Origin of the sequence: Parabacteroides acidifaciens (assembly GCF_003363715.1) — a bacterium.
GTDB lineage: Bacteria > Bacteroidota > Bacteroidia > Bacteroidales > Tannerellaceae > Parabacteroides > Parabacteroides acidifaciens.
Genome location: NZ_QREV01000002.1, coordinates 119,240 through 138,832, shown reverse-complemented (window position 1 = coordinate 138,832; position 19,593 = coordinate 119,240). Strand labels below are relative to the sequence as shown.

Below are 19,593 nucleotides of genomic sequence, written 5' to 3'. Positions count from 1 at the left end.
TTGGCATATTGGCAAATTATACACATTATTTATGATCAAGATAGGAATTATAGGTGGTGCGGGATACACGGCAGGCGAACTGATTCGCCTGCTGCTGAATCATCCGGACGCCGAGATTACATTTGTGAACAGTACGAGCAATGCAGGTAACAAGATAACGGATGTGCACAGCGGACTATATGGAGAAACCGACCTGGTGTTTACCGGTGAACTGCCGTTGGACCAGATCGACCTGCTGTTCTTCTGTACCGCCCACGGCGATACGAAGAAGTTCATGGAAAGCCATACCGTACCCGAAAATGTGAAGATCATCGATCTTAGCATGGACTACCGTATCGAAAGCCCCGAACACGATTTCGTGTACGGCCTGCCCGAGCTGAACCGACGCCGCATCTGCGGCGCTAAACATATTGCAAACCCGGGATGTTTTGCCACCTGTATCCAGTTAGGCGTTTTACCATTAGCCAAGCACCTGATGCTGAACTCCGAATTGCATGTAAACGCAATCACGGGTTCGACGGGAGCCGGCGTAAAGCCGTCGTCTACTTCCCACTTCAGCTGGCGAAACGACAATATCTCGATCTACAAACCATTCACGCATCAGCACCTTGCCGAGATCGGACAAAGTCTGCGCCAGTTGCAGAACAGTTTCAGCAGCTCGATCAACTTTATCCCGGTAAGAGGAAACTTCTCGCGAGGCATCTTCGCGACAACTTATCTGGACTGTAAGATCGGGTTAGATGAGATCACGCGTATTTACGAAGAGTATTACGATGATCATTCGTTCACCTTCATCACAGACAAGAATCCGGATCTGAAACAGGTGGTCAACACCAACAAGTGCTTGATCCATTTGCAGAAACATGAAGACAAGTTGCTGATCATCTCGATGATCGACAACCTGCTGAAAGGCGCCAGCGGCCAAGCCGTCCACAATATGAACCTGTTGTTCGGCCTCGAAGAAACGGTCGGCCTGCACCTTAAGCCTTCGGCGTTTTAATAATTAATCAATGTGCCAATTTGCCAATATGCCAATTAAGAAATACAGGTGTCTTCTTCATTGGCAAATTGGCACATTGGCAAATTAAACACATTATTCATTATGCATTTATTCGACGTATATCCATTATTTAATATCGAGATACAGAAAGGCAAAGGATGCCATGTATGGGACACGGAGGGAAACGAGTACCTCGACCTGTATGGCGGACATGCCGTGATCTCCGTCGGCCATAGCCATCCCACTTATGTGAAGGCTATCTCCGAACAAGTCGGCAAGTTAGGATTCTATTCCAACTCTGTCATCAACAGCCTTCAGCAGAAGTTAGCAGACAAGTTAGGTAAAGCCTGCGGCTACGACGACTACTCGCTGTTCCTGATTAACTCGGGAGCCGAAGCAAACGAAAATGCCCTGAAGTTAGCTTCTTTCCATAACGGCAAGAAGCGGGTGATCGCCTTCAAACACGCGTTTCACGGACGCACATCGGCAGCCGTACGCGTGACCGATAACCCGAAGATCATCGCACCGGTAAATGAAGACCTGGCTGTAACCTACGTGCCCCTGAACGATGCAGCAGCCGTAGAAGCAGAACTGAAAAAAGGCGATGTATCCTCGGTTATCATCGAAGGGATCCAGGGTGTAGGCGGTATCCAACTGCCAACAGATTCCTTCATGCAGGAACTGCGTGCCTTGTGTACGAAATATGAAGCCTGCCTGATCCTGGATGAAATCCAATCCGGTTACGGACGTAGCGGAAAGTTCTTTGCCCACCAGTATGCAGGGATCAAGCCGGATCTGATCACGGTTGCCAAAGGTATCGGCAACGGTTTTCCGATGAGCGGATTACTGATCAGCCCGATGTTCAAGCCTGTATATGGTATGTTGGGAACGACATTCGGAGGTAACCATCTGGCATGTGCGGCAGCCATCGCCGTACTGGATATTATGGAAGATGAGAAGCTGATCGACAATGCGGCCAAAGTGGGTGCATACCTGCTGGAAGAACTGCACAAACTTCCAGGTATCAAGGAAATTCGCGGACGAGGCCTGATGATCGGTATCGAGTTTGAAGAGTCGATCAAGGAAGTGCGCAGCAAACTGCTGTTCGAAGAGAAGGTCTTCACGGGTGTTGCCGGAACAAATACGATCCGTCTGCTCCCTCCTCTTTGTCTGACGATAGACGAGGCGAAAGAGTTCCTGGTTCGTTTCCGCAAGGTGCTGAATGCCTGAAAATAAAAGAGGGCGATTCACGAACCGCCCCTACAATATTTAATTGTGTCTTTATTAAAAAAGCTCCACCCCGGAAGTTCCGGAAGGTGGAGCTTTTGCTATATCATTATTACAATCTAACTCTTATCAATTGAATTTCTCAACTGTATAAGTGAAGATCAGGGTTGAACCGGCAGGGATTCCCCTGTTGTCATAATATCCATATCCTAAATAAGCCGGTATAATAGCTTCAACCCGTTCACCGACTGTGTTTTCTAACAAGATAGCACCCAAACCGGGAACTACCCCTACCGGAGTAAGCGGCATCGACATTTCCGGCTGAAAGTTAGTATTATTAATAAAATCGCCTTTCAATGTCACTGTGATAGTAGTCTGTCTCGTCGGCTTCTCCATCTCCGTTCCTTCCTTGCTCAACACACGATACAATGCGGTATCGCCACCTAAAACCACCTGTTTATAAAGCAATTCCCCGTCCTCACCCTTAAGGGCTTTCTTCTCGCGGATATAATCGCGGTTCTTTTCGAAATAGGCGATCTGCTCGGCAGAAAAGTTGTTGTCATCATCTCCACAGGCTGTAAACCCAATCAGCAATACCATCATCAAACAGGCTGCCGCATAAATAGTTCTCTTCATTTGTTCTTCAGTCTTTTATTGTTTTGAAGGCACAAAGATAACATTCAGAGCAATACGGCGCAAATGGGAAAGATCAGTTTACAACAAAGCTATAGCTCCCGTTCCCAAACATTATTTCCCATTATTTCACAATCGGATCCCCCACTTTCCCGACAAAAATAATCGTGTTCGTGCTGACTTCTGTTATGAAGAATGCAAAAGGACGGTTGAAATCGACTTGCAAAGCAGGAGGCATATCATCTGTAGCCCCTCCTACCCCCGTTACTACAGAGGCTTCCGTCCCGTTCTCATCGACATGAATCACCGAACGCTGCTTAACCCAAGAAATATATAGACCTGCATTGCACATTTTTGAAAAATCAGCTTTTGATGTAAAGGCATCTCCAATTCCCAACACCTTCAGAACATTATGCAACTTTCCATCTTCATAATCGATATCGAATTTGGGTAATGCAAACGTAACCGAATAACCCATTTCCTGTGCTTTCCATTCATTCCATTGCTCCGAGGTCAAATTTCCTAACAGTTCTTCGATGGGGACCGTCCGGTCGGCAGGCAGCAAGAGCTGCATATTAAATGCCCCATTCCCGTAAGGGAGCGAGACGATAATGGCATCGTCTGTAGAAACACATGCCAAAACTTTATGCATCTTCATCATCGGCACTCTGATCGGCGATCCATCCTTCCGTACGAAAACTTGCATCTGGGTTTCAGACGGTTCAAAAGGATATTTCCATTTGCCTTTAAAGTAGAGGGCATTCAGAAGCAAGACTTTCAAGCTGCTAATTTCGTCCACTTCTACAAATTCCGGTATCATCCCTTTCGTTTTCTCTTTACACCACCCGTTGATTGCATCCGCACTTTTTTGGTCGAAATCTTCATCCGCTTTTAGCAAGGCATCGTAATAGGTCTGGTTCATCTGTTTGAAATCCGGCAGGAAGTTCCAGCCTTTCGCCATCCAGATACTGTTTGCGTTGAGGAATGTAGTCGTGTTGTCCAAATCCGGCAAAGCGATTCGCATGGTTTGCATATACCGGTTGATACTTTCATTGTCCATTCCTCCGAAACCCAAAACTTCTTGCATTTGCTTGTATGTCTCACCATCCGCCCCGTTCAGCACCATACCCAATACAAAAGAAAGGCTTAACGGGGATATTGCATAATTCTTGATCTCCGGTTCCTTTTTTTCTCTTTCCTGTGCAAATGCACGGATGAAATCAAAAGCAAAATCCTGAACCTGATCGTTGACTTGTCGTTCTTCAGCCGTCAACTCGATATCGACCCGTTCTTTCGGGATATTCGGTGAATCTTCATTATCCGAACACCCCGCAAACAGAGCGATAAGTAAAATAAAAGGAATTAAATTTGTTTTCATGGACGTACGTTTTTGATGATCATTTGTGATTGACCAAAATTATAATCTTCAGAAGGATCAGGATACCCTTCACCAATAACAGGATGTGAAGGTGTAAATATACCGCTTTCAAAGTACCCGTCTCCAATACGGGAATACCACCCCCAATTACAATGAACTAAATTCTGAACCGGAGTAGTTTCACCTATACATCTGTAACCTACTACACAATTCAAAGAATTGCTATACACAACACCTATCTGATGCGTTAATTTACTCCTTCTATAATATCCGTCAATAATCCATGCATGCCCCTCATCATTAACTGTTCGTCCTTGTGTATACACAAGTCTATTATTAGCCAAATCAGAATATACATCATTCCAATTATAAGAGACAGCACCGCCGGTTTTATAATGAAATATATTTTCGAGTGCAGCTTTAGCATTGCTAATGAGAGAACCGCTTCCATCATCAATTGGATTTCCACATCCATAATCCATATCAACGGCATCGGCAACCCCTCTCAAAAAAGGAGCGTAGGTAGATGATAATGTACCGTAATTAACAGAATAAGAAACTCCTTTCGCCGTAAAACTACCCGGATATTGATTATAAGCCAAAATATGAGCAACTGCTATCGCCACACATCCGACCAAAGCATTGGAACATCCAGGCCTAGAAGGAATATTAACATTGTAAGGATATCCTTGATGCCAACGGACACCATTATATAACGGTCCGTTCTGTCCCTCAAGAATCCAATCGCCTTCGGTGATATTGTAAACATCGATAATCCGGTTATTGGCCGAATTGTCTATGTCATAACCTGTGCCATCCACTACTGTAGCCAAAGAATCATACTGGCAATCGCCGAAAGCCTTTGTCCGGACAAGCAACGAGGCTACATCCAGATGCTGATTAAGGCTATCGAGCATCTGTTGGTATTCTTCCATCTTCTGATTTACATAATTCGGGATTGAGTTTAACACATAAGCCAGCCCGTCATGTATTTCTCCCGGCGTAATATTCCCATTATCCGAATATCCCAATACAGTCGGGATGCGCGTATCTTGAGAAATGATAGAAAAGCCCTGATTGTCTTCATAATTTACAACATAAATATAATCGGCATATTCCTCTGTACTTTTCGTCCGAGGTGCTTCATAGACAAAATGGCTCAACGGCAAAATTTCTTTAATTACTTTTTCACTACTTTTTGTTTGTTCCTTATTAAATGTATTAGGTAATAATTTCGCTATTGATTCTATTGAATCCATAGGGATGGCATGAGAGAGAGTCGATGCAAGAATAGCACCATCATTCACATTTGTAACCGGAACAATCGAATTCCGTTCCAAATCACTTTGGGTACAACCAAATACGAATACCAACAATGTGGTAGCCAACAAGTGTCCCATAAATTTTAAATCAAAGAGCCTTTTCATACTTGGTAAACATTAAAATTCAATGCTTAAATATAATTATAAAACTCTTTCAAAAATGCCAATAAATGACACAAAAACATAGATAAATGATTTATCCCATTGCATCAACCCCATGCCAAGCGAACAAAATCAATCCACGACAAAGCTATAGCTCCCTGAACCGATCTTTCCGGCATACAGGAACGGTTCGCCTTTTACGCGGGAAACCTTTACAGGAGTCCCGTTTTTCGTTACAGCATACTTACCGGAGGGAAGCGGCAGATAAACTTCAGCGGACATATTGGCCGGGATCGTCACTTTCAGCGTATAGGAGTCAGCCTTGTTTTCAACAGACATCCGAACGCCACCCCGGATCGTCGGGACCGTAGCTTCAGCCCAGTCCAAAGAGGCAAGTTGCGGTTTGATACGGATCGTACCGAAACCCGGCGTCAGCGGTTCGACACCCATCAGACGGCGCGGGATGATATTAGCCGGGGCAGCACCCCAGACATGGTTCCAGTCCTGGTTCGGTTTATATTTGTTATCCCAGGCTTCGAGCGAGATGGTCGAGCCGACACGGATCATATTATACCAGCTCCGGTCGTCCGTTTTCGTCAGCATATGCAAGGCATATTCGGCATCATTCGCTTCATAGAGGGCATCCATCAGGAATTGCGAGCCATAGACGCTGCAAGCCATACCACGGGTTTGGAGAAAGCGGGCAACCCCTTCTTTCTTCCCTGCCGGAACCAGGTCGAACGTCAGCGGAAACATATTGCCATGCAGGGACGCATGTTCGGTATCGGCAGCCAGCCCATCGATGAAATACCCTTTACGGGCGTTGAAGAAAGAACGGGTGTATAACTTCCTGAAAGCCTCCGATTCGGAAGTAAAGAAAGCAGCGTCCTCCGTCTTGTCGAGCACGCCGGCAATACGCCCCATCAGCTTCAGGGCTTCATAATGCCAGGCATTCGTTACGGCGTTATAGTCGGTAAAGACAAATCCGTCGGATTCTCCCCCCTCCTGTTTTCCTAAACCGAGGATACCGGTATGAGGCCAATCGACGATATCCCGTATCTTATCTTTAAAACGAATGGATTTCAGAAAAGCATCCGTCTGCAAGCCGGTTGTCGTACTGATCAAACCGTTTTTCTCACGAAGCTGCAACAAGGTACGGGCTTTCAAGATATCATAGCTTGCCTCCAACGAACGGCTGTCGCCCGTGTACAGATAATCATACCAGGCAATCGACACAGCCTGCAATATCCACTCGGTAGGCCAGGTAGGATATTGCAACAAGTATTCATGCGAACGCCGTGCTATCGCATATTCGCGATCCACGCCATAATGGCAAAGCTGGTTGATCAGGGCATCCGCCTCATACGGGATTCGTTCGCGATCCCCATCCACATAAATACCTGTAAAAGAGGTTGCACGGACTGAATATTTACACAGGTCCCAAATCTGGTTCAGCGTATCATTGGAACAACGGAAAGAGGAAGCCGTCTCGTCAAAAGGATAGTGCACCGTTTCGCGGACAACAGCAGCAGACGGTAAAGCGCCCTCATATCCTTCAATCTCACAATAGCGGAAAGGCATTACCTCGCCGACATACTCCGGCATCAGCACAGCTGCCGAACCGGTATTCCGTCTGTCTTTATCGATCTTGATCCGGTACGTATTGGTCCCCTTCATCAAAGCCAACGGATAGCGATGGTAACGGATCGTTGACTTTCCCGGATCGCGCAGGATACGTCCGTTTTCCAGGCACTCTCCCAGGTGTACGATCACCGAATCGCATCTCCCGTCCGACGTTAGCGTCAGCACTAATTGTCCGAAAGCATCCTTACCGAAGTCGATCAGTCGCGTACCGGAACCAAGTTCCTTCACACCGGCCGGATATTCCATTGTTTTCACCTGCGGATAGTAAGTCGTTTCATATTCGGACAGGCGGTCGGCTGTGCGGAATGCTTTCACCTCAGACCAGTCGCTTTCGCCTTCGGTATTCGTTGTTGTCTTCACCCGCCAGAAGTAGGCAGTGCCGGGTTTCAATGCCTCACCGGCATAACGGACAGCCACCGAACGGTCACTTCCGACCTCCCCGCTATCCCATACATTGCCTTTTCCGGCGGCGGCATCAGCCGGGTTATCAGCCACGATCAACCGGTAGGCCGTCTGGCACGTCCCCTCGGTTTCACCGGGCACGATCCATGAAAAGGCGGGATGCGCCGAACGTATGGCGGCATATTGCAGGGGTTCTATCGCAACATCGAGTTTCCAGACCGGCAGGTTCGACGCATAGCCGTTCTGCCAGGTCCGTTCAGTATGTTCAATCAGATCAGTCATTAGCCCGGAAGGCTTCCTGTCAGCAGCCTGCAGGCAAAACGCAGAAAGGGCGCAAGAGGCAAACAGGGTGAATCGGTTCAATAATTTACTCATGGTATTCTTCTTTTTGTGATTTGAGGACAAAGGTAAAATGAGTGAAAGAATTGTCTATTCTTATATCTGACATTTTTCTTTTTAAATATGGGAAAGAAGAGCATGTTGCACAAAAGCATTATATTCCCAATGCGCCAAGTTAATTTTTTTCTGTTACATAAACATTTAAATTCTTTCTTTTGTCCATCTCGTAAAACATTCCGTTCTTTGCAGGCAGCAAACTATTAAAACTAATATACATGAAACTAAACAAACTCATTCTTCCGGTAGCCTGCATACTGTTTGCCGGAAATGTCTGTATGGCACAAATCATGCCTTGGGAAAACCGGACGGAGACGGACAATGATCCGTTTGCCAAAAGCGAAACAGCCAAAACGCAAGGCAAGCTGCATCTCGAAGATGTCGTAGCCGGACGGTTGGTGCAGACCAGAGGAATCGGCGCCATGAACTGGATGAAAGACGGCGAACGCTACAGCCGGATGGAACCGAACACCGAGACAGGCGGCATGGACATCGTTGCCTACCGAGCCAAAGACAACCGGCGCGAAGTCATCATCCCCTCGTCCATGTTTATCAATAAAGAGACAGGAAAACCGATCGCCATCCGCAGCATCTCCTGGAGTGCCGACAATGAGAAGGTTCTGATATATACCAATACCCAGCGGGTATGGCGCTACGACACACGAGGCGACTACTGGGTGCTGAGTTTGAAAGACGGTTCACTCCGCAGGTTGGGTAAAGGGCTGCCCGAATCGTCCATGATGTTCGCCAAGTTCTCTCCCGACGGAACGCGTGTGGCCTATGTATCACGCAACAATCTATATGTGGAAGACATCGCCTCCGGCCAGGTCACAAAGTTGACACACGACGGAAGCGATACGATCGTGAACGGGACATTCGACTGGGTGTATGAAGAAGAGTTCGCCTGCCGCGACGGTTTCCGCTGGAGTCCGGACGGACAGTACATCGCCTATTGGCAGAGCGATACGAAAGGGACGGGCGTGTTCGACATCATCAACAATGTAGATTCCATCTATCCGACCATCCTGCATTTCCCTTACCCGAAGGCAGGATGCACGAACTCGGCTGTCAAAGTGGGCTATCTGCCGGTGGCCGGCGGAGCGACTACCTGGGTGGAGATTCCGGGCGACCCGCGTAATAACTATATCCCGCGTATGGAATTTATCCCCGGAAGCAACGAACTGTTTATCCAGCAGTTGAACCGCCCGCAGAATACGAATAAGGTCTGGATTGCCCGCATCGGCAGTGCCACGCCTGAAAATATATTTACCGACACGGATGCCGCCTGGTTAGACACGAACGACAATATCCAGTGGTTGAAAGACAACACCTGGTTCACATGGGAAAGCGAACGCGACGGCTGGCGCCATCTCTACCGCATCAGCCGCGACGGGAAAGAGATTCTGCCCATTACGAAAGGCGATTTCGATTACATCTCGCCGGTCGGGACAGACCTTCAAAAAGGGTTAGTCTACTTCATTGCTTCTCCGGATAACTTCACGCAGCGTTATCTGTACAGCGCTAACCTGTTCGGCAAAGGCGATGTGAAACGCCTCAGCCCGGCGGACCAACCGGGACAGCACCGCTATAATATGTCACCCACCGGTAAATGGGCCGTCCACACCTATAGCAATGCGGCTACCCCTTCGGTGATCGATATGGTTTCTTTCCCCAAACACCAGTCCGTACGGGTCATTGAGGACAACGCCAAGGCACGCGAACAATATGCAGCCCTCGGCCTGAATCCGAAAGAGTTTGTCAAAGTGACATCGGGCGACCTCACGCTGGATGCCTGGATGATCAAGCCTGTCAATTTCGATGCGACAAAGAAATATCCCGTTATCATAGAAGTCTATGGCGAACCGGCAAGCTCAACGGTACAGGATGTATGGGGAGGCGGCGACCTGTGGAACCAGTATATCGCCAACCTCGGATACATCGTGGTCAGCATCGACAACCGCGGAGCCAATACACCGCGCGGACGCGAATGGCGCAAGTGTATCTATGGCGAAGTCGGTACGTTTGCTTCTGAAGACCAGGCACGCGGCATCCAGGATATGGCACGCCGTTATCCGTTTATCGACACCGCCCGCATCGGCATCACCGGATGGAGCGGCGGAGGAAGCCAGACGCTGAACTCCATGTTCCGTTATCCGGAGGTATTCCACACGGGTATCGCCATCGCTTTCGTCGCCGACCAGCGCACCTACGATACGATCTACCAGGAACGTTATATGAATACGCCGCAGAACAACCCGGACGGCTACCGCAAAGGTTCGCCGATCACATACGCATCCGGTCTGAAGGGCAATCTGCTGCTGATACACGGCACAGGTGATGACAACGTTCATTACCAGAACTGCGAAATGCTGGTGAACGAGTTGGTGAAACACGGCAAGATGTTCAGCCAGGTCAGCTACCCGATGCGTAGCCACGGCATATACGAACGTCCGGGAACGACGCTCCACCTGCGCATGACAATGGCTAAATACTGGCTCGACCACCTGCCGGCCGGCGGCAAATAACAAACAAGCAGATATACAGTAATAGTTCGACATGAAACAATTAGCGGAATATTTCCTGATCTTTATCGGGATATTTGCTTTCTATTCTCCGGCCCAGGCACAGTTGATCGAAAAGGCTGAAAAGCTGATCCAGACAGCCATCAACGAGCCTCACCCCGATTCTCTTCCGACAGTCTCGGCTGACACGCTGACTGTCGAAGAGCGTCACCGCCTGGATTCGATCCGTATCCAGGAGATGACATTACAGCTACAGGAAATGAGGCTGAACGAGATTGTTCTGCGCACAGAATTAGATGACGCACACAACCGAAATCTGGCAACCGATTCACTGAAACGCGTAGAGCAACGTCGCAGTATAGACTCGCTCCGTGCCCTCACGCCCGGCGTACCGGTCTTGGTGGATGGCGACACGCTTTTCACCTTGTATGCCAAGCGGGGCGGACATTCAGCCCTCGACCGTGCAGCGAGCGTCAACGACATCATCCTGAAGATCGGGAAAGACCGCAAGCTGCACAAAGATTCGGTCTATACGTTCGACAGCGAGTATTACGTCGACATCATGTATGGCGACAAAGTGATCGCCAGCATTACCGACCAGGATGCGCTTTGGCAGAACACGACACGCCAGGAGTTGGCACAGCAATATGTGCCCGTCATTGCCGAAAAAATCAAGGAGCTGAAAGAGGAAAACAGCCTGTTGCAGGTTGCCAAGCGGGCAGCACTTTTCGTGTTGGTCCTGGCCATCCAATATCTGCTGTTCCGCGTGACAAACTACCTTTTCCGGAAGCTGCGCCGGCAGATCATACGGCTCAAGCAACAACGGCTGAAATCGATCGTCATCCGCGATTACGAGTTTCTGAATACACACCGGCAAGGGCGTATTCTGATATTCTTCAGCAATATATGCCGGTATATCGTCCTGCTGATACAGTTGATGTTCAGTGTCCCGATGCTGTTCGCCATCTTCCCGCAAACAGAGAAACTGGCACTCAGGATATTCATCTATATCATGGAACCGGTCAAAATGGTTTTCAAATCGATCATAGAGTACATCCCGAACCTGTTCATCATTCTGGTAATCTGGTACTGTATCAAGTATATCATAAAGGGAATGCAATACATCGCCAACGAGATCGAGAACGAAAAGCTGAAGATCACCGGCTTCTACCCGGACTGGGCGCAACCGACGTTTAATATCATCCGCTTTTTGCTCTACGCCTTTATGATCGCAATGGTCTATCCTTATCTGCCGGGATCCAAATCCGGTGTGTTCCAGGGGATATCGGTATTTGTAGGTTTGATTATCTCACTCGGTTCCAGTACGGTGATCGGGAATATCATTGCCGGACTTGTCATCACCTATATGCGCCCCTTCAAGCTGGGTGACCGTATCAAGCTGAACGAGACAACCGGTAACGTAATCGAAAAGACACCTTTCGTCACCCGCTTGCGTACGCCCAAGAATGAAGTGGTGACGATACCGAATGCCTTTATCATGTCGTCCCACACCGTCAACTACAGCGCTTCGGCACGCCAGTTCGGACTTATCATCCACACGACAGTGACGATTGGTTATGACGCACCCTGGCGACAGGTCCACCAATTGTTGATAAATGCAGCCCGTTCCACCCCTGGCGTTCTGGCTCATCCGAAACCATTCGTGTTGGAGACTGAACTACAGGACTATTATCCTTGTTATCAGATCAACGCTTACATCAGAGATGCCGACCGACTGGCACAGATCACCTCCGATCTGCACCAGAATATCCAGGACACCTTCAACGAAGCCGGTGTCGAAATCATGTCACCACACTACTTTGCCAGCCGCGACGGAAGTGCCACGACAATCCCGGAAGACTATCTGAAAAATAAATAAAAGGAGCTTTTCCCCGAAATAGTTAAAAAGACTCTCTGCAAAAACAAAATGCAGGGGGTCTTTTGTTATAATTCCAAAAGTCACTAAATCATCAAATAAAAGCAGAATAATGAAAAAGTATTTTATCGCAGTAGCAGCACTGGCATTTTTGGCTGCATGTAGCGGGAAAGCAGCAAAAGACGCTCCCGTATTAGTAGAAGAAGAAAGTCTTGCCGTAGCCGAAGCAGCTCCTGACGCTCCTTCCCTTCCGGAATTACCGGTTGTAAAGGCTAAGCCTGCAAAACCGATCAATATGCGTGACTCCCTGAAAACGGATCCGAAAAAGGGTGCAGTCGTACAGAAAAAATATAAAGGCACGGTTCCGGCTGCCGATGGTCCCGGTATTGTTTATGATCTGACTCTGTATTATCAGCAGGATAGCGATGATGGTGTTTACGAACTGGATGCCACTTATCTGGAAGCGGAGAACAACAAAGACCAGACGTTTACTTCCACCGGCAAGCGCAAAGTGAAGAAAGGCACTCCGGCCGATGCAAGCGCAATTGTATATGAACTGATCCCAAGCGACGGTAGCATGGTCTTCTATTTCCAGGCAGAAGGCGACAGCCTGACAATGTTGAACCAGGATTTGCAGAAGGCTGCTTCCGATCTCAATTATACGCTGACACTCGTACAATAGATAAAACATCTTCGCTACACATCTTTATATAAAAAAACAGAGGCTTCTCCCGTTCCTATGGGATAGCCTCTGTTTTTTTATATGGATTCCGTCTCTGTTTATTTAATACCTAATTTAGCCTTGATAGCTTTAGGAAGTGCATCTTTGTGAACAACGATGTTCATGGTTTTGTAACGGACAAAAGCCTTGGAAGCATACCAGGTTCCTTTATATTTGTTATCCGTACCCCAAGAGTTCTTCACCATATAGTAGTCATTACCTTCCTGATCTTTCGCAATACCATAGATCTGCATACCATGGTCGTCTGTCGTTTCGTAGTTATCATAAGCCAACTGACGTTCTGCCTGCGTGCACCATTTCTGTGGTTGGGGCTTCGTATTCAGTTTCTTTTCTTCCGGTTTCATTTTCAACCAATGAGCCATGTCAGAGCCACTCAGTTCCTGGATCTTTTCACCATCAGGCATAACAGCTACACCATCGCGAGTAAAGCCGGCTTCGCTCACATCAGCTCCCCAAGCAATCGTATAACCGGTATTAACGGCATTGTCAAATACTTCCATCAGTTCGTCGATTGGCAAATTGTAAGACATACCATGACGCCAGTTATCCTGGACTTCGATCGGGAACTCCGTATAGAACGGACGATGCGTATAAGACGTCAAAGACACATAGTCAGAAGGATTCAGACCTGTAGATTCATAGAATGACTTCGGAGTATATTCCTTTCCTTTATAAGTGAACTTTTCGGGAGCTTTGCCCAAATATATTTCATGAACGGCAGCAACCGCCTTTTTCCACAACATAGCGTTATTGTCGTCCGACTGCAATTTACGCAGTCTGCCTTTGGCAACAGCTGCCACCATTGCATCCGTAAGAGCGGAAAGTTCGGTATGATTGCTCAATGTATCGCCATACATCACGCCCGGACGCATCTCTGCTTCCGGAACCAGTCCGAATGTTTTCATGCCATACATGACATCATAGAAAGAACCTCCCTGTGAGAAAGATACATCTCCATGAGTACGCACGGCTGCATCTGCACGATCCAGATAAGTATTGTAAACTATATACATTTCGGATAGATCATATTCCCCCTTTCCCATACGAAGCAATTCCGATTCCAGGAATGCCATCGTTGAATAACACCAGCAGGTTCCGGCACGATTCTGATTTTTAACCGAGGTTATCGGGTTTTCCTTTACCGTCGTAAACACAAAGCCTTCTTCATTGTCTTTCTTCTCCGAATCCTGTGCATGAATGGTTGCAGACATCGTCATGGCGAACAGCATACCAACTGCAAAAATTGTCTTTTTCATGTAAATCTGTTTATATTTTGTTATAAGATTAATTCTGATGGGCAAAGATACTATTTTAATTGACAACGGACAATGAACTATTGACAATTAAATTCATATCTTTGTAACCCTTAATAATTAGTAATTAAAAAGACATGAAAATAACGATTATCGGCGCCGGAAACATTGGGGGCGCTATTGCACGGGGACTGGCAAAAGGAAACAGGTTCAAAGCATCCGACATCACTTGTACAGCACAGTCGGAGGCTACTTTGGAGAAAATGAAAAAGGCTGATCCCGACTTTGTCCTGTCGCTGGACAATGTGGAAGCGGTAAAAGAAGCCGACATTATCGTTATCGCCGTTAAGCCGTGGCGCGTCGAAGAGATTGTCGACCAGATCAAAGGCGTGCTCAATTACGACAAACAGATAATCGTTTCTGTCGCCGCCGGTATCACGTTCGACCTGTTGAACACCTATCTGACTAAAAACACAGGTTTCGACGATTGCCTGGCCACTCCGACGATTTTCCGTATCATGCCGAATACAGCCATCGAAGTACTCAGCAGCATGACATTCGTCGCTGCCCGTAATGCCTCCAAAGAACAGACAGACCTGATCATCGATATCTTTAATGAATTGGGAAATGCGATGCTGGTGGAAGAACGCCTGATGTCAGCCGGAACAGCCCTGGCTTCCAGCGGTATCGCCTTTGCCCTGCGCTATATCCGTGCCGCAATCGAAGGCGGTGTCGAATTGGGTTTCTACCCGAAGCAAGCGCAGGAAATCGTAGTCCATACCGTGAAAGGCGCAGTCGACCTGTTGTTAGAAAACAAAAGCAACCCGGAAATGGAAATCGACAAGGTCACGACACCGGGCGGTATCACGATTAAAGGTTTGAACGAAATGGAACTTTCCGGCTTCACCTCCTCGGTTATACGGGGATTGAAGGCGAGCAAATAATTTAGGCACAGATCTTACAGAATCCGTGCCTAAAAATTGTATCGAAAGACTTTTAGCCTCACTTATTTCTTTGCCGCTTTCCGGCGATCCAGTTCTAACTTCAGCATACGGAGCTCGCGGCTGGTCTGCCCGGCTACGGAAGTATTTTCCTCAGCACGGCGGATCAAGTAGGGCAATACGTCCCGCACTTTTGCATACGGCACATACTTGGTAACACGATATCCTTCATGGGCCAGGTTGAATGAGATATTATCGCTCATCCCCAATAACTGTGCAAAGAAGATGCGCGGATCATCCCGTTTCAAGCCCTTTTCGTCAATCAGCTTGGCCAGCATATAGTTGCTCTCTTCATTATGGGTCCCCATAAACATCTCGAAATGTTCGAGGTGATCCATTGTGAAGCGGACAGCTTCGTTATAATTATCATCCGTCGCCTTCTTGTCCTTGCAAATCGGGTCGGGATAACCCAAAGCGGCTGCCCGGGCACGTTCGGCTTCCATATAAGCACCCCGCACAAACTTAACGCCGGCGATATAGCCTTTCTCTTTCGCATCGTCCAGGATACGGCGCAGATACGGCATACGGTCATGGCGGTACATCTGTAAGGTGGCAAATACAATAGCACGTTTCTTATTGAACTTGCGCATGGCTTCGTCGGTCAGTTCGTCCAACGCATCCTGGAAACAATAGTCTTCCGCATCGACAATCAGGCGGACATCATTCTCGTAAGCGCGCTGGCAGAAAGCCATAAAGCGTTCCTTGAATTCACGGAATGCCTTTACCTCTTCAATCGTCAGCTCTTCCCGTTTTTCGGATGCTTTGGCAAGCAGTTCGTCCGTTACGATCGTGGAAGGTTTGAACACGGCATACGCCAGGTTATCATTGCCTTTTGCAAAATCGATCGAACGGATCGTCTCTTCAAAAGTGGCCTGTATGCCTTCGGGCGTCTGCTCACCTTCGGCAGAGAAGTCGAGCGTCGAACGGACGTTGAACTTCCGCAGGTGGTCGATCGCTTTCGTGCAATCCTGCAAGGTCTCGCCACCTACAAATTGTTTGTACAAGGTCGGCTTTACGGCCCATGCCAAAGGAAAATGAATGTTCAAAGCAATGTTACTCGCTACGCTGGCGCATTTAACTAACCAAGGGTACTTGATTGTATTGAACAGCAAATAAGCATTTTTCAGCTCAGACTGCGATTTGGCAGAGAAAGCGATTTCAGTGTTATCAAAGTCTAACATGGTATTATATTTAGTCTGTTATTTTTCTCCCAGGAACGGATAACCGTAGCTTGTCGGCGGAACCAGCGCTTCTTTGATGCAGCGGGCATTTGTCCAACGGATCAGGTTCAACGGGCCACCGGCCTTATCGTTCGTACCGGACGCGCGCGAACCGCCAAACGGTTGCTGGGCAATAACGGCACCTGTCGGTTTGTCGTTGATATAGAAGTTTCCTGCTGCATAACGCAATTTATTAAATGCCATGTCGATCGCATAGCGGTCGCGTGCAAAGATAGAACCTGTCAGGCCGTACGGGGAAGTGCGGTCGCAGAGTTCGAGCGTTTCTTCATATTTGGCATCGTCGTACACATAAATCGTGATGACCGGGCCGAAGATTTCTTCCACCATGCTCTTGAACATCGGGTCTGTAGTCTGGATAACAGTCGGCTCGACAAAGTAACCGACGGACTTGTCGCCGTTGCCGCCGAATACGATCTCTGCATCCGGAGATTGTTTTGCATAGTTGATATAGCTCATGATGTTGTCGAACGAAGCCTCGTCGATTACAGCATTGATAAAGTTCGTGAAGTCCTGGACATCCCCCATCTTGATTTCTTTCAGCATATCGCCCACATAATCTTTCACCTCTTTCCAGAGTGAAGCCGGGATATAGGCACGTGAACCGGCCGAACATTTCTGTCCCTGATATTCGAATGCACCACGCACGATGGCTGTTGCCACATCCAAAGCCGGAGCAGAAGGATGAACAAAGATAAAGTTCTTACCGCCTGTCTCACCGACGATCTTCGGATAAGATTTGTAGTTACCTAAGTTTTCACCAATCTGGCGCCACAATGTATTAAAGGTAGAAGTAGAACCTGTGAAGTGGAAACCACCCAAGTCGCGGCTGGCTGTCACCACCTTGCCAATCACACTTCCCTGTCCCGGTATAAAGTTGACAACGCCGTCGGGCAAACCTGCTTCCTGGAATACTTTCATCAGGAGGTAGTTGGAATGGATAGCGGTCGTAGACGGTTTCCAGACAGCCACATTACCCATCATAGCCGGAGCCATGTTCAGGTTGGAAGCAATAGATGTGAAGTTGAACGGCGTGAGCGAAAACACAAAGCCTTCCAAAGCACGGTATTCCATCCGGTTCAGGATGCCGGTTTCCGAATAAGGCTGGTCGGCATAGACCTGGCTGGCATAGAAGGTGCTGAAACGCAGGAAGTCGATCAACTCGCAAGGAGCGTCGATTTCTGCCTGGAACGGGTTCTTACTCTGCCCCAACATCACGGATGCATTCAACAAATAACGATACTTGGTCGACAACAATTCAGCCACGCGCAACATAACGGAAGCCCTTTCCACCCAGGGAAGTTCAGACCAATCCTTGTGCGCTTTCATTGCAGCATCGATAGCCATTTGCACCTCTTTTTCGCCGGCCTTGTGATAGGTAGCCAATACATGATGATGGTCATGCGGCATCACGACTTTACCGGTATTGCCGGTACGGATTTCTTTACCTCCGATTACCAAAGGGATATCCCATTCTTCTGAAGACAGCTGTGTTAGCGTTTTTTTCAAGGAAGATTTTTCACTGGAACCGGGGGCGTAAGCTTTTACCGGCTCATTAATAGGTTTAGGAAAGCTAAAAATTGCATTGTCCATAGTATTCTTGTTATTTAAGTGTTCAATAGCTGATTATTTCAGCGGCGTAAACATAATGAATAATTTTTTAATAGAAGAGAGCGAAGCGTTAAATTTAATTTAAAACAAAGTGTCACAAGATAGCCGCTCCCTATCAACTATTCACCTCATGCAGATGTTATCTTAGTATATTAATCATCTAAAATATAAGAATTATGGCAATAAAGAGTGTTTGGATAGAAGAAGACTGCATCGCTTGCGGCACTTGCGAAGGTATCTGCCCCGAAGTGTTCCAGGTAACCGACCGTTCGCACGTGAACGAAGGAGTGAACTTCAACGACTACGAAGAAGGCATCAAAGAAGCGGCCGAAAGCTGTCCGGTTAGCGTGATCAAATACGACTAAACGGATATAAGCGGGTGTGTCAAAAGTCCCATTTATAGCATCTGTGTCCTGGCGGGCTTGACCCGCCATCTCATACTAATCATTACAAATCAATTTAGTATAAGGTTGCGGGTCAAGCCCGCAATGACACGCTAAAGCGTTAGAACTTACTTTTGGCATACCCCTTAGAATATCCAAATCACATTATATTCCTCTTTTCTTATACATTTTGCTTTTTATTCCTATCTTTGGAGCATCATAAACATAATAATCAACGATATGAACGAACAGATAAAACAAATTGCAGAACGTCTGGCCGGCCTCAGGGATGCTTTAGAGATTACTCCCGAGGAAATAGCCAAAGTCTGTAACCTGACTCCGGAGCAATATATGGAGTTAGAAAGCGGCACAGTCGATATTTCCGTTAGCGTGCTGCACCAGATTTCACAGGCCTACGGTGTGGAACTGACAACCCTGATGTTTGGCGACGAACCAAAGATGAGCAGTTATTTTATCACCCGCAGAGGGAAAGGCGTTGCCGTAGAGCGCACCAAAGCATACAAATACCAGTCGCTTGCCGCCGGTTTCGTCGGTCGCAAGGCAGATCCGTTCATGGTGACCGTCCATCCGACAGCGGAAGACGCACCGATCTACCTCAATTCGCATCCCGGACAAGAATACAACATGGTACTCAAAGGCCGCTTGCTTTTACAAATCAATAACAAGGAACTGATACTCGAAGAGGGCGACAGTATCTATTTCAACTCCGAACTGCCACACGGGATGAAGGCGCTCGACGGAGAAAAGGTCAGTTTCCTGGCCATCATCTTATAAATTGACAATGGACAATTGACAATGGACAATTAAAGGAACCATTGCCAGTTGCCAATCATTGTCAATTG

15 protein-coding genes are annotated in these 19,593 nt (G+C 47.6%); 8 read left to right on the top strand and 7 right to left on the bottom strand.

All coding sequences use genetic code 11. The features are described from left to right. Positions 1–31 precede the first annotated feature (31 nt). The gene (gene argC / locus DWU89_RS01415; protein ID WP_115497912.1) at positions 32–1,000 is read left to right on the top strand and encodes an N-acetyl-gamma-glutamyl-phosphate reductase; all 969 of its coding nucleotides are present in this window, start codon (positions 32–34) and stop codon (positions 998–1,000) included. A gap of 102 nt (positions 1,001–1,102) precedes the next feature. After that, a complete protein-coding gene (locus DWU89_RS01410) occupies positions 1,103–2,230 on the top strand; it encodes an aspartate aminotransferase family protein (RefSeq protein WP_115497911.1) in 1,128 nt (375 codons plus the stop codon). Positions 2,231–2,356: 126 nt separating this feature from the next. Here DWU89_RS01410 and DWU89_RS01405 read toward each other — a convergent pair whose 3' ends face one another. The 4 genes from DWU89_RS01405 to DWU89_RS01390 all read right to left on the bottom strand — a co-directional run bounded on the left by DWU89_RS01405 (position 2,357) and on the right by DWU89_RS01390 (position 8,083). Further along, a complete protein-coding gene (locus DWU89_RS01405) occupies positions 2,357–2,863 on the bottom strand; it encodes an FKBP-type peptidyl-prolyl cis-trans isomerase (RefSeq protein WP_115497910.1) in 507 nt (168 codons plus the stop codon). A gap of 121 nt (positions 2,864–2,984) precedes the next feature. After that, entirely contained in the window at positions 2,985–4,238 is a 1,254-nt protein-coding gene (locus DWU89_RS01400) for a serpin family protein (RefSeq protein ID WP_115497909.1), read from the bottom strand. Beyond that, on the bottom strand, positions 4,235–5,665 hold the full coding sequence (locus DWU89_RS01395; RefSeq protein ID WP_115497908.1) for a C10 family peptidase: 1,431 nt from the start codon (positions 5,663–5,665) through the stop codon (positions 4,235–4,237). Before DWU89_RS01395 ends, DWU89_RS01400 begins: the two co-directional genes overlap by 4 nt. A 129-nt stretch (positions 5,666–5,794) precedes the next feature. Further along, positions 5,795–8,083, bottom strand: coding sequence for an alpha-L-rhamnosidase-related protein (locus DWU89_RS01390; protein ID WP_115497907.1), 2,289 nt, complete (start codon positions 8,081–8,083; stop codon positions 5,795–5,797). Positions 8,084–8,322: 239 nt separating this feature from the next. Here DWU89_RS01390 and DWU89_RS01385 point away from each other — a divergent pair, with 239 nt between their 5' ends. The 3 genes from DWU89_RS01385 to DWU89_RS01375 all read left to right on the top strand — a co-directional run bounded on the left by DWU89_RS01385 (position 8,323) and on the right by DWU89_RS01375 (position 13,184). Continuing rightward, complete coding sequence (locus tag DWU89_RS01385; RefSeq protein WP_115497906.1) at positions 8,323–10,629, top strand: S9 family peptidase; 2,307 nt, start codon at positions 8,323–8,325, stop codon at positions 10,627–10,629. A gap of 31 nt (positions 10,630–10,660) precedes the next feature. After that, positions 10,661–12,505 carry a mechanosensitive ion channel family protein gene (locus tag DWU89_RS01380; RefSeq protein WP_115497905.1) on the top strand — a complete coding sequence of 615 codons (1,845 nt, stop codon included), beginning with the start codon at positions 10,661–10,663 and terminating at the stop codon, positions 12,503–12,505. A 109-nt stretch (positions 12,506–12,614) separates the two neighbouring features. Next, the gene (locus tag DWU89_RS01375; RefSeq protein WP_115497904.1) at positions 12,615–13,184 is read left to right on the top strand and encodes a copper resistance protein NlpE; all 570 of its coding nucleotides are present in this window, start codon (positions 12,615–12,617) and stop codon (positions 13,182–13,184) included. Positions 13,185–13,282: 98 nt separating this feature from the next. Here the strand turns inward: DWU89_RS01375 and DWU89_RS01370 are convergent, their stop codons facing one another. Continuing rightward, the gene (locus DWU89_RS01370) at positions 13,283–14,524 is read right to left on the bottom strand and encodes a C1 family peptidase (RefSeq protein ID WP_262511134.1); all 1,242 of its coding nucleotides are present in this window, start codon (positions 14,522–14,524) and stop codon (positions 13,283–13,285) included. Between the two features lie 110 nt (positions 14,525–14,634). On the opposite strand from DWU89_RS01370, the gene proC reads away from it, so the two are divergent. Next, entirely contained in the window at positions 14,635–15,441 is an 807-nt protein-coding gene (proC, locus tag DWU89_RS01365; protein WP_115497902.1) for a pyrroline-5-carboxylate reductase, read from the top strand. A 62-nt stretch (positions 15,442–15,503) separates the two neighbouring features. On the opposite strand, the gene DWU89_RS01360 is transcribed toward proC, so the two are convergent. Then, positions 15,504–16,679 (bottom strand): proline dehydrogenase family protein, encoded by a 1,176-nt coding sequence (locus DWU89_RS01360; protein ID WP_115497901.1) that lies wholly within the window; start codon positions 16,677–16,679, stop codon positions 15,504–15,506. Positions 16,680–16,697: 18 nt separating this feature from the next. Beyond that, positions 16,698–18,329, bottom strand: a complete 1,632-nt coding sequence (pruA, locus tag DWU89_RS01355) for an L-glutamate gamma-semialdehyde dehydrogenase (RefSeq protein ID WP_115497900.1) — start codon at positions 18,327–18,329, stop codon at positions 16,698–16,700. A 194-nt stretch (positions 18,330–18,523) separates the two neighbouring features. Here pruA and DWU89_RS01350 point away from each other — a divergent pair, with 194 nt between their 5' ends. Both DWU89_RS01350 and DWU89_RS01345 read left to right on the top strand, forming a co-directional pair. Beyond that, the gene (locus DWU89_RS01350; RefSeq protein WP_115497899.1) at positions 18,524–18,712 is read left to right on the top strand and encodes a ferredoxin; all 189 of its coding nucleotides are present in this window, start codon (positions 18,524–18,526) and stop codon (positions 18,710–18,712) included. 258 nt (positions 18,713–18,970) lie between these two features. Next, positions 18,971–19,525, top strand: coding sequence for a helix-turn-helix domain-containing protein (locus DWU89_RS01345; RefSeq protein WP_115497898.1), 555 nt, complete (start codon positions 18,971–18,973; stop codon positions 19,523–19,525). Positions 19,526–19,593 lie beyond the last annotated feature (68 nt).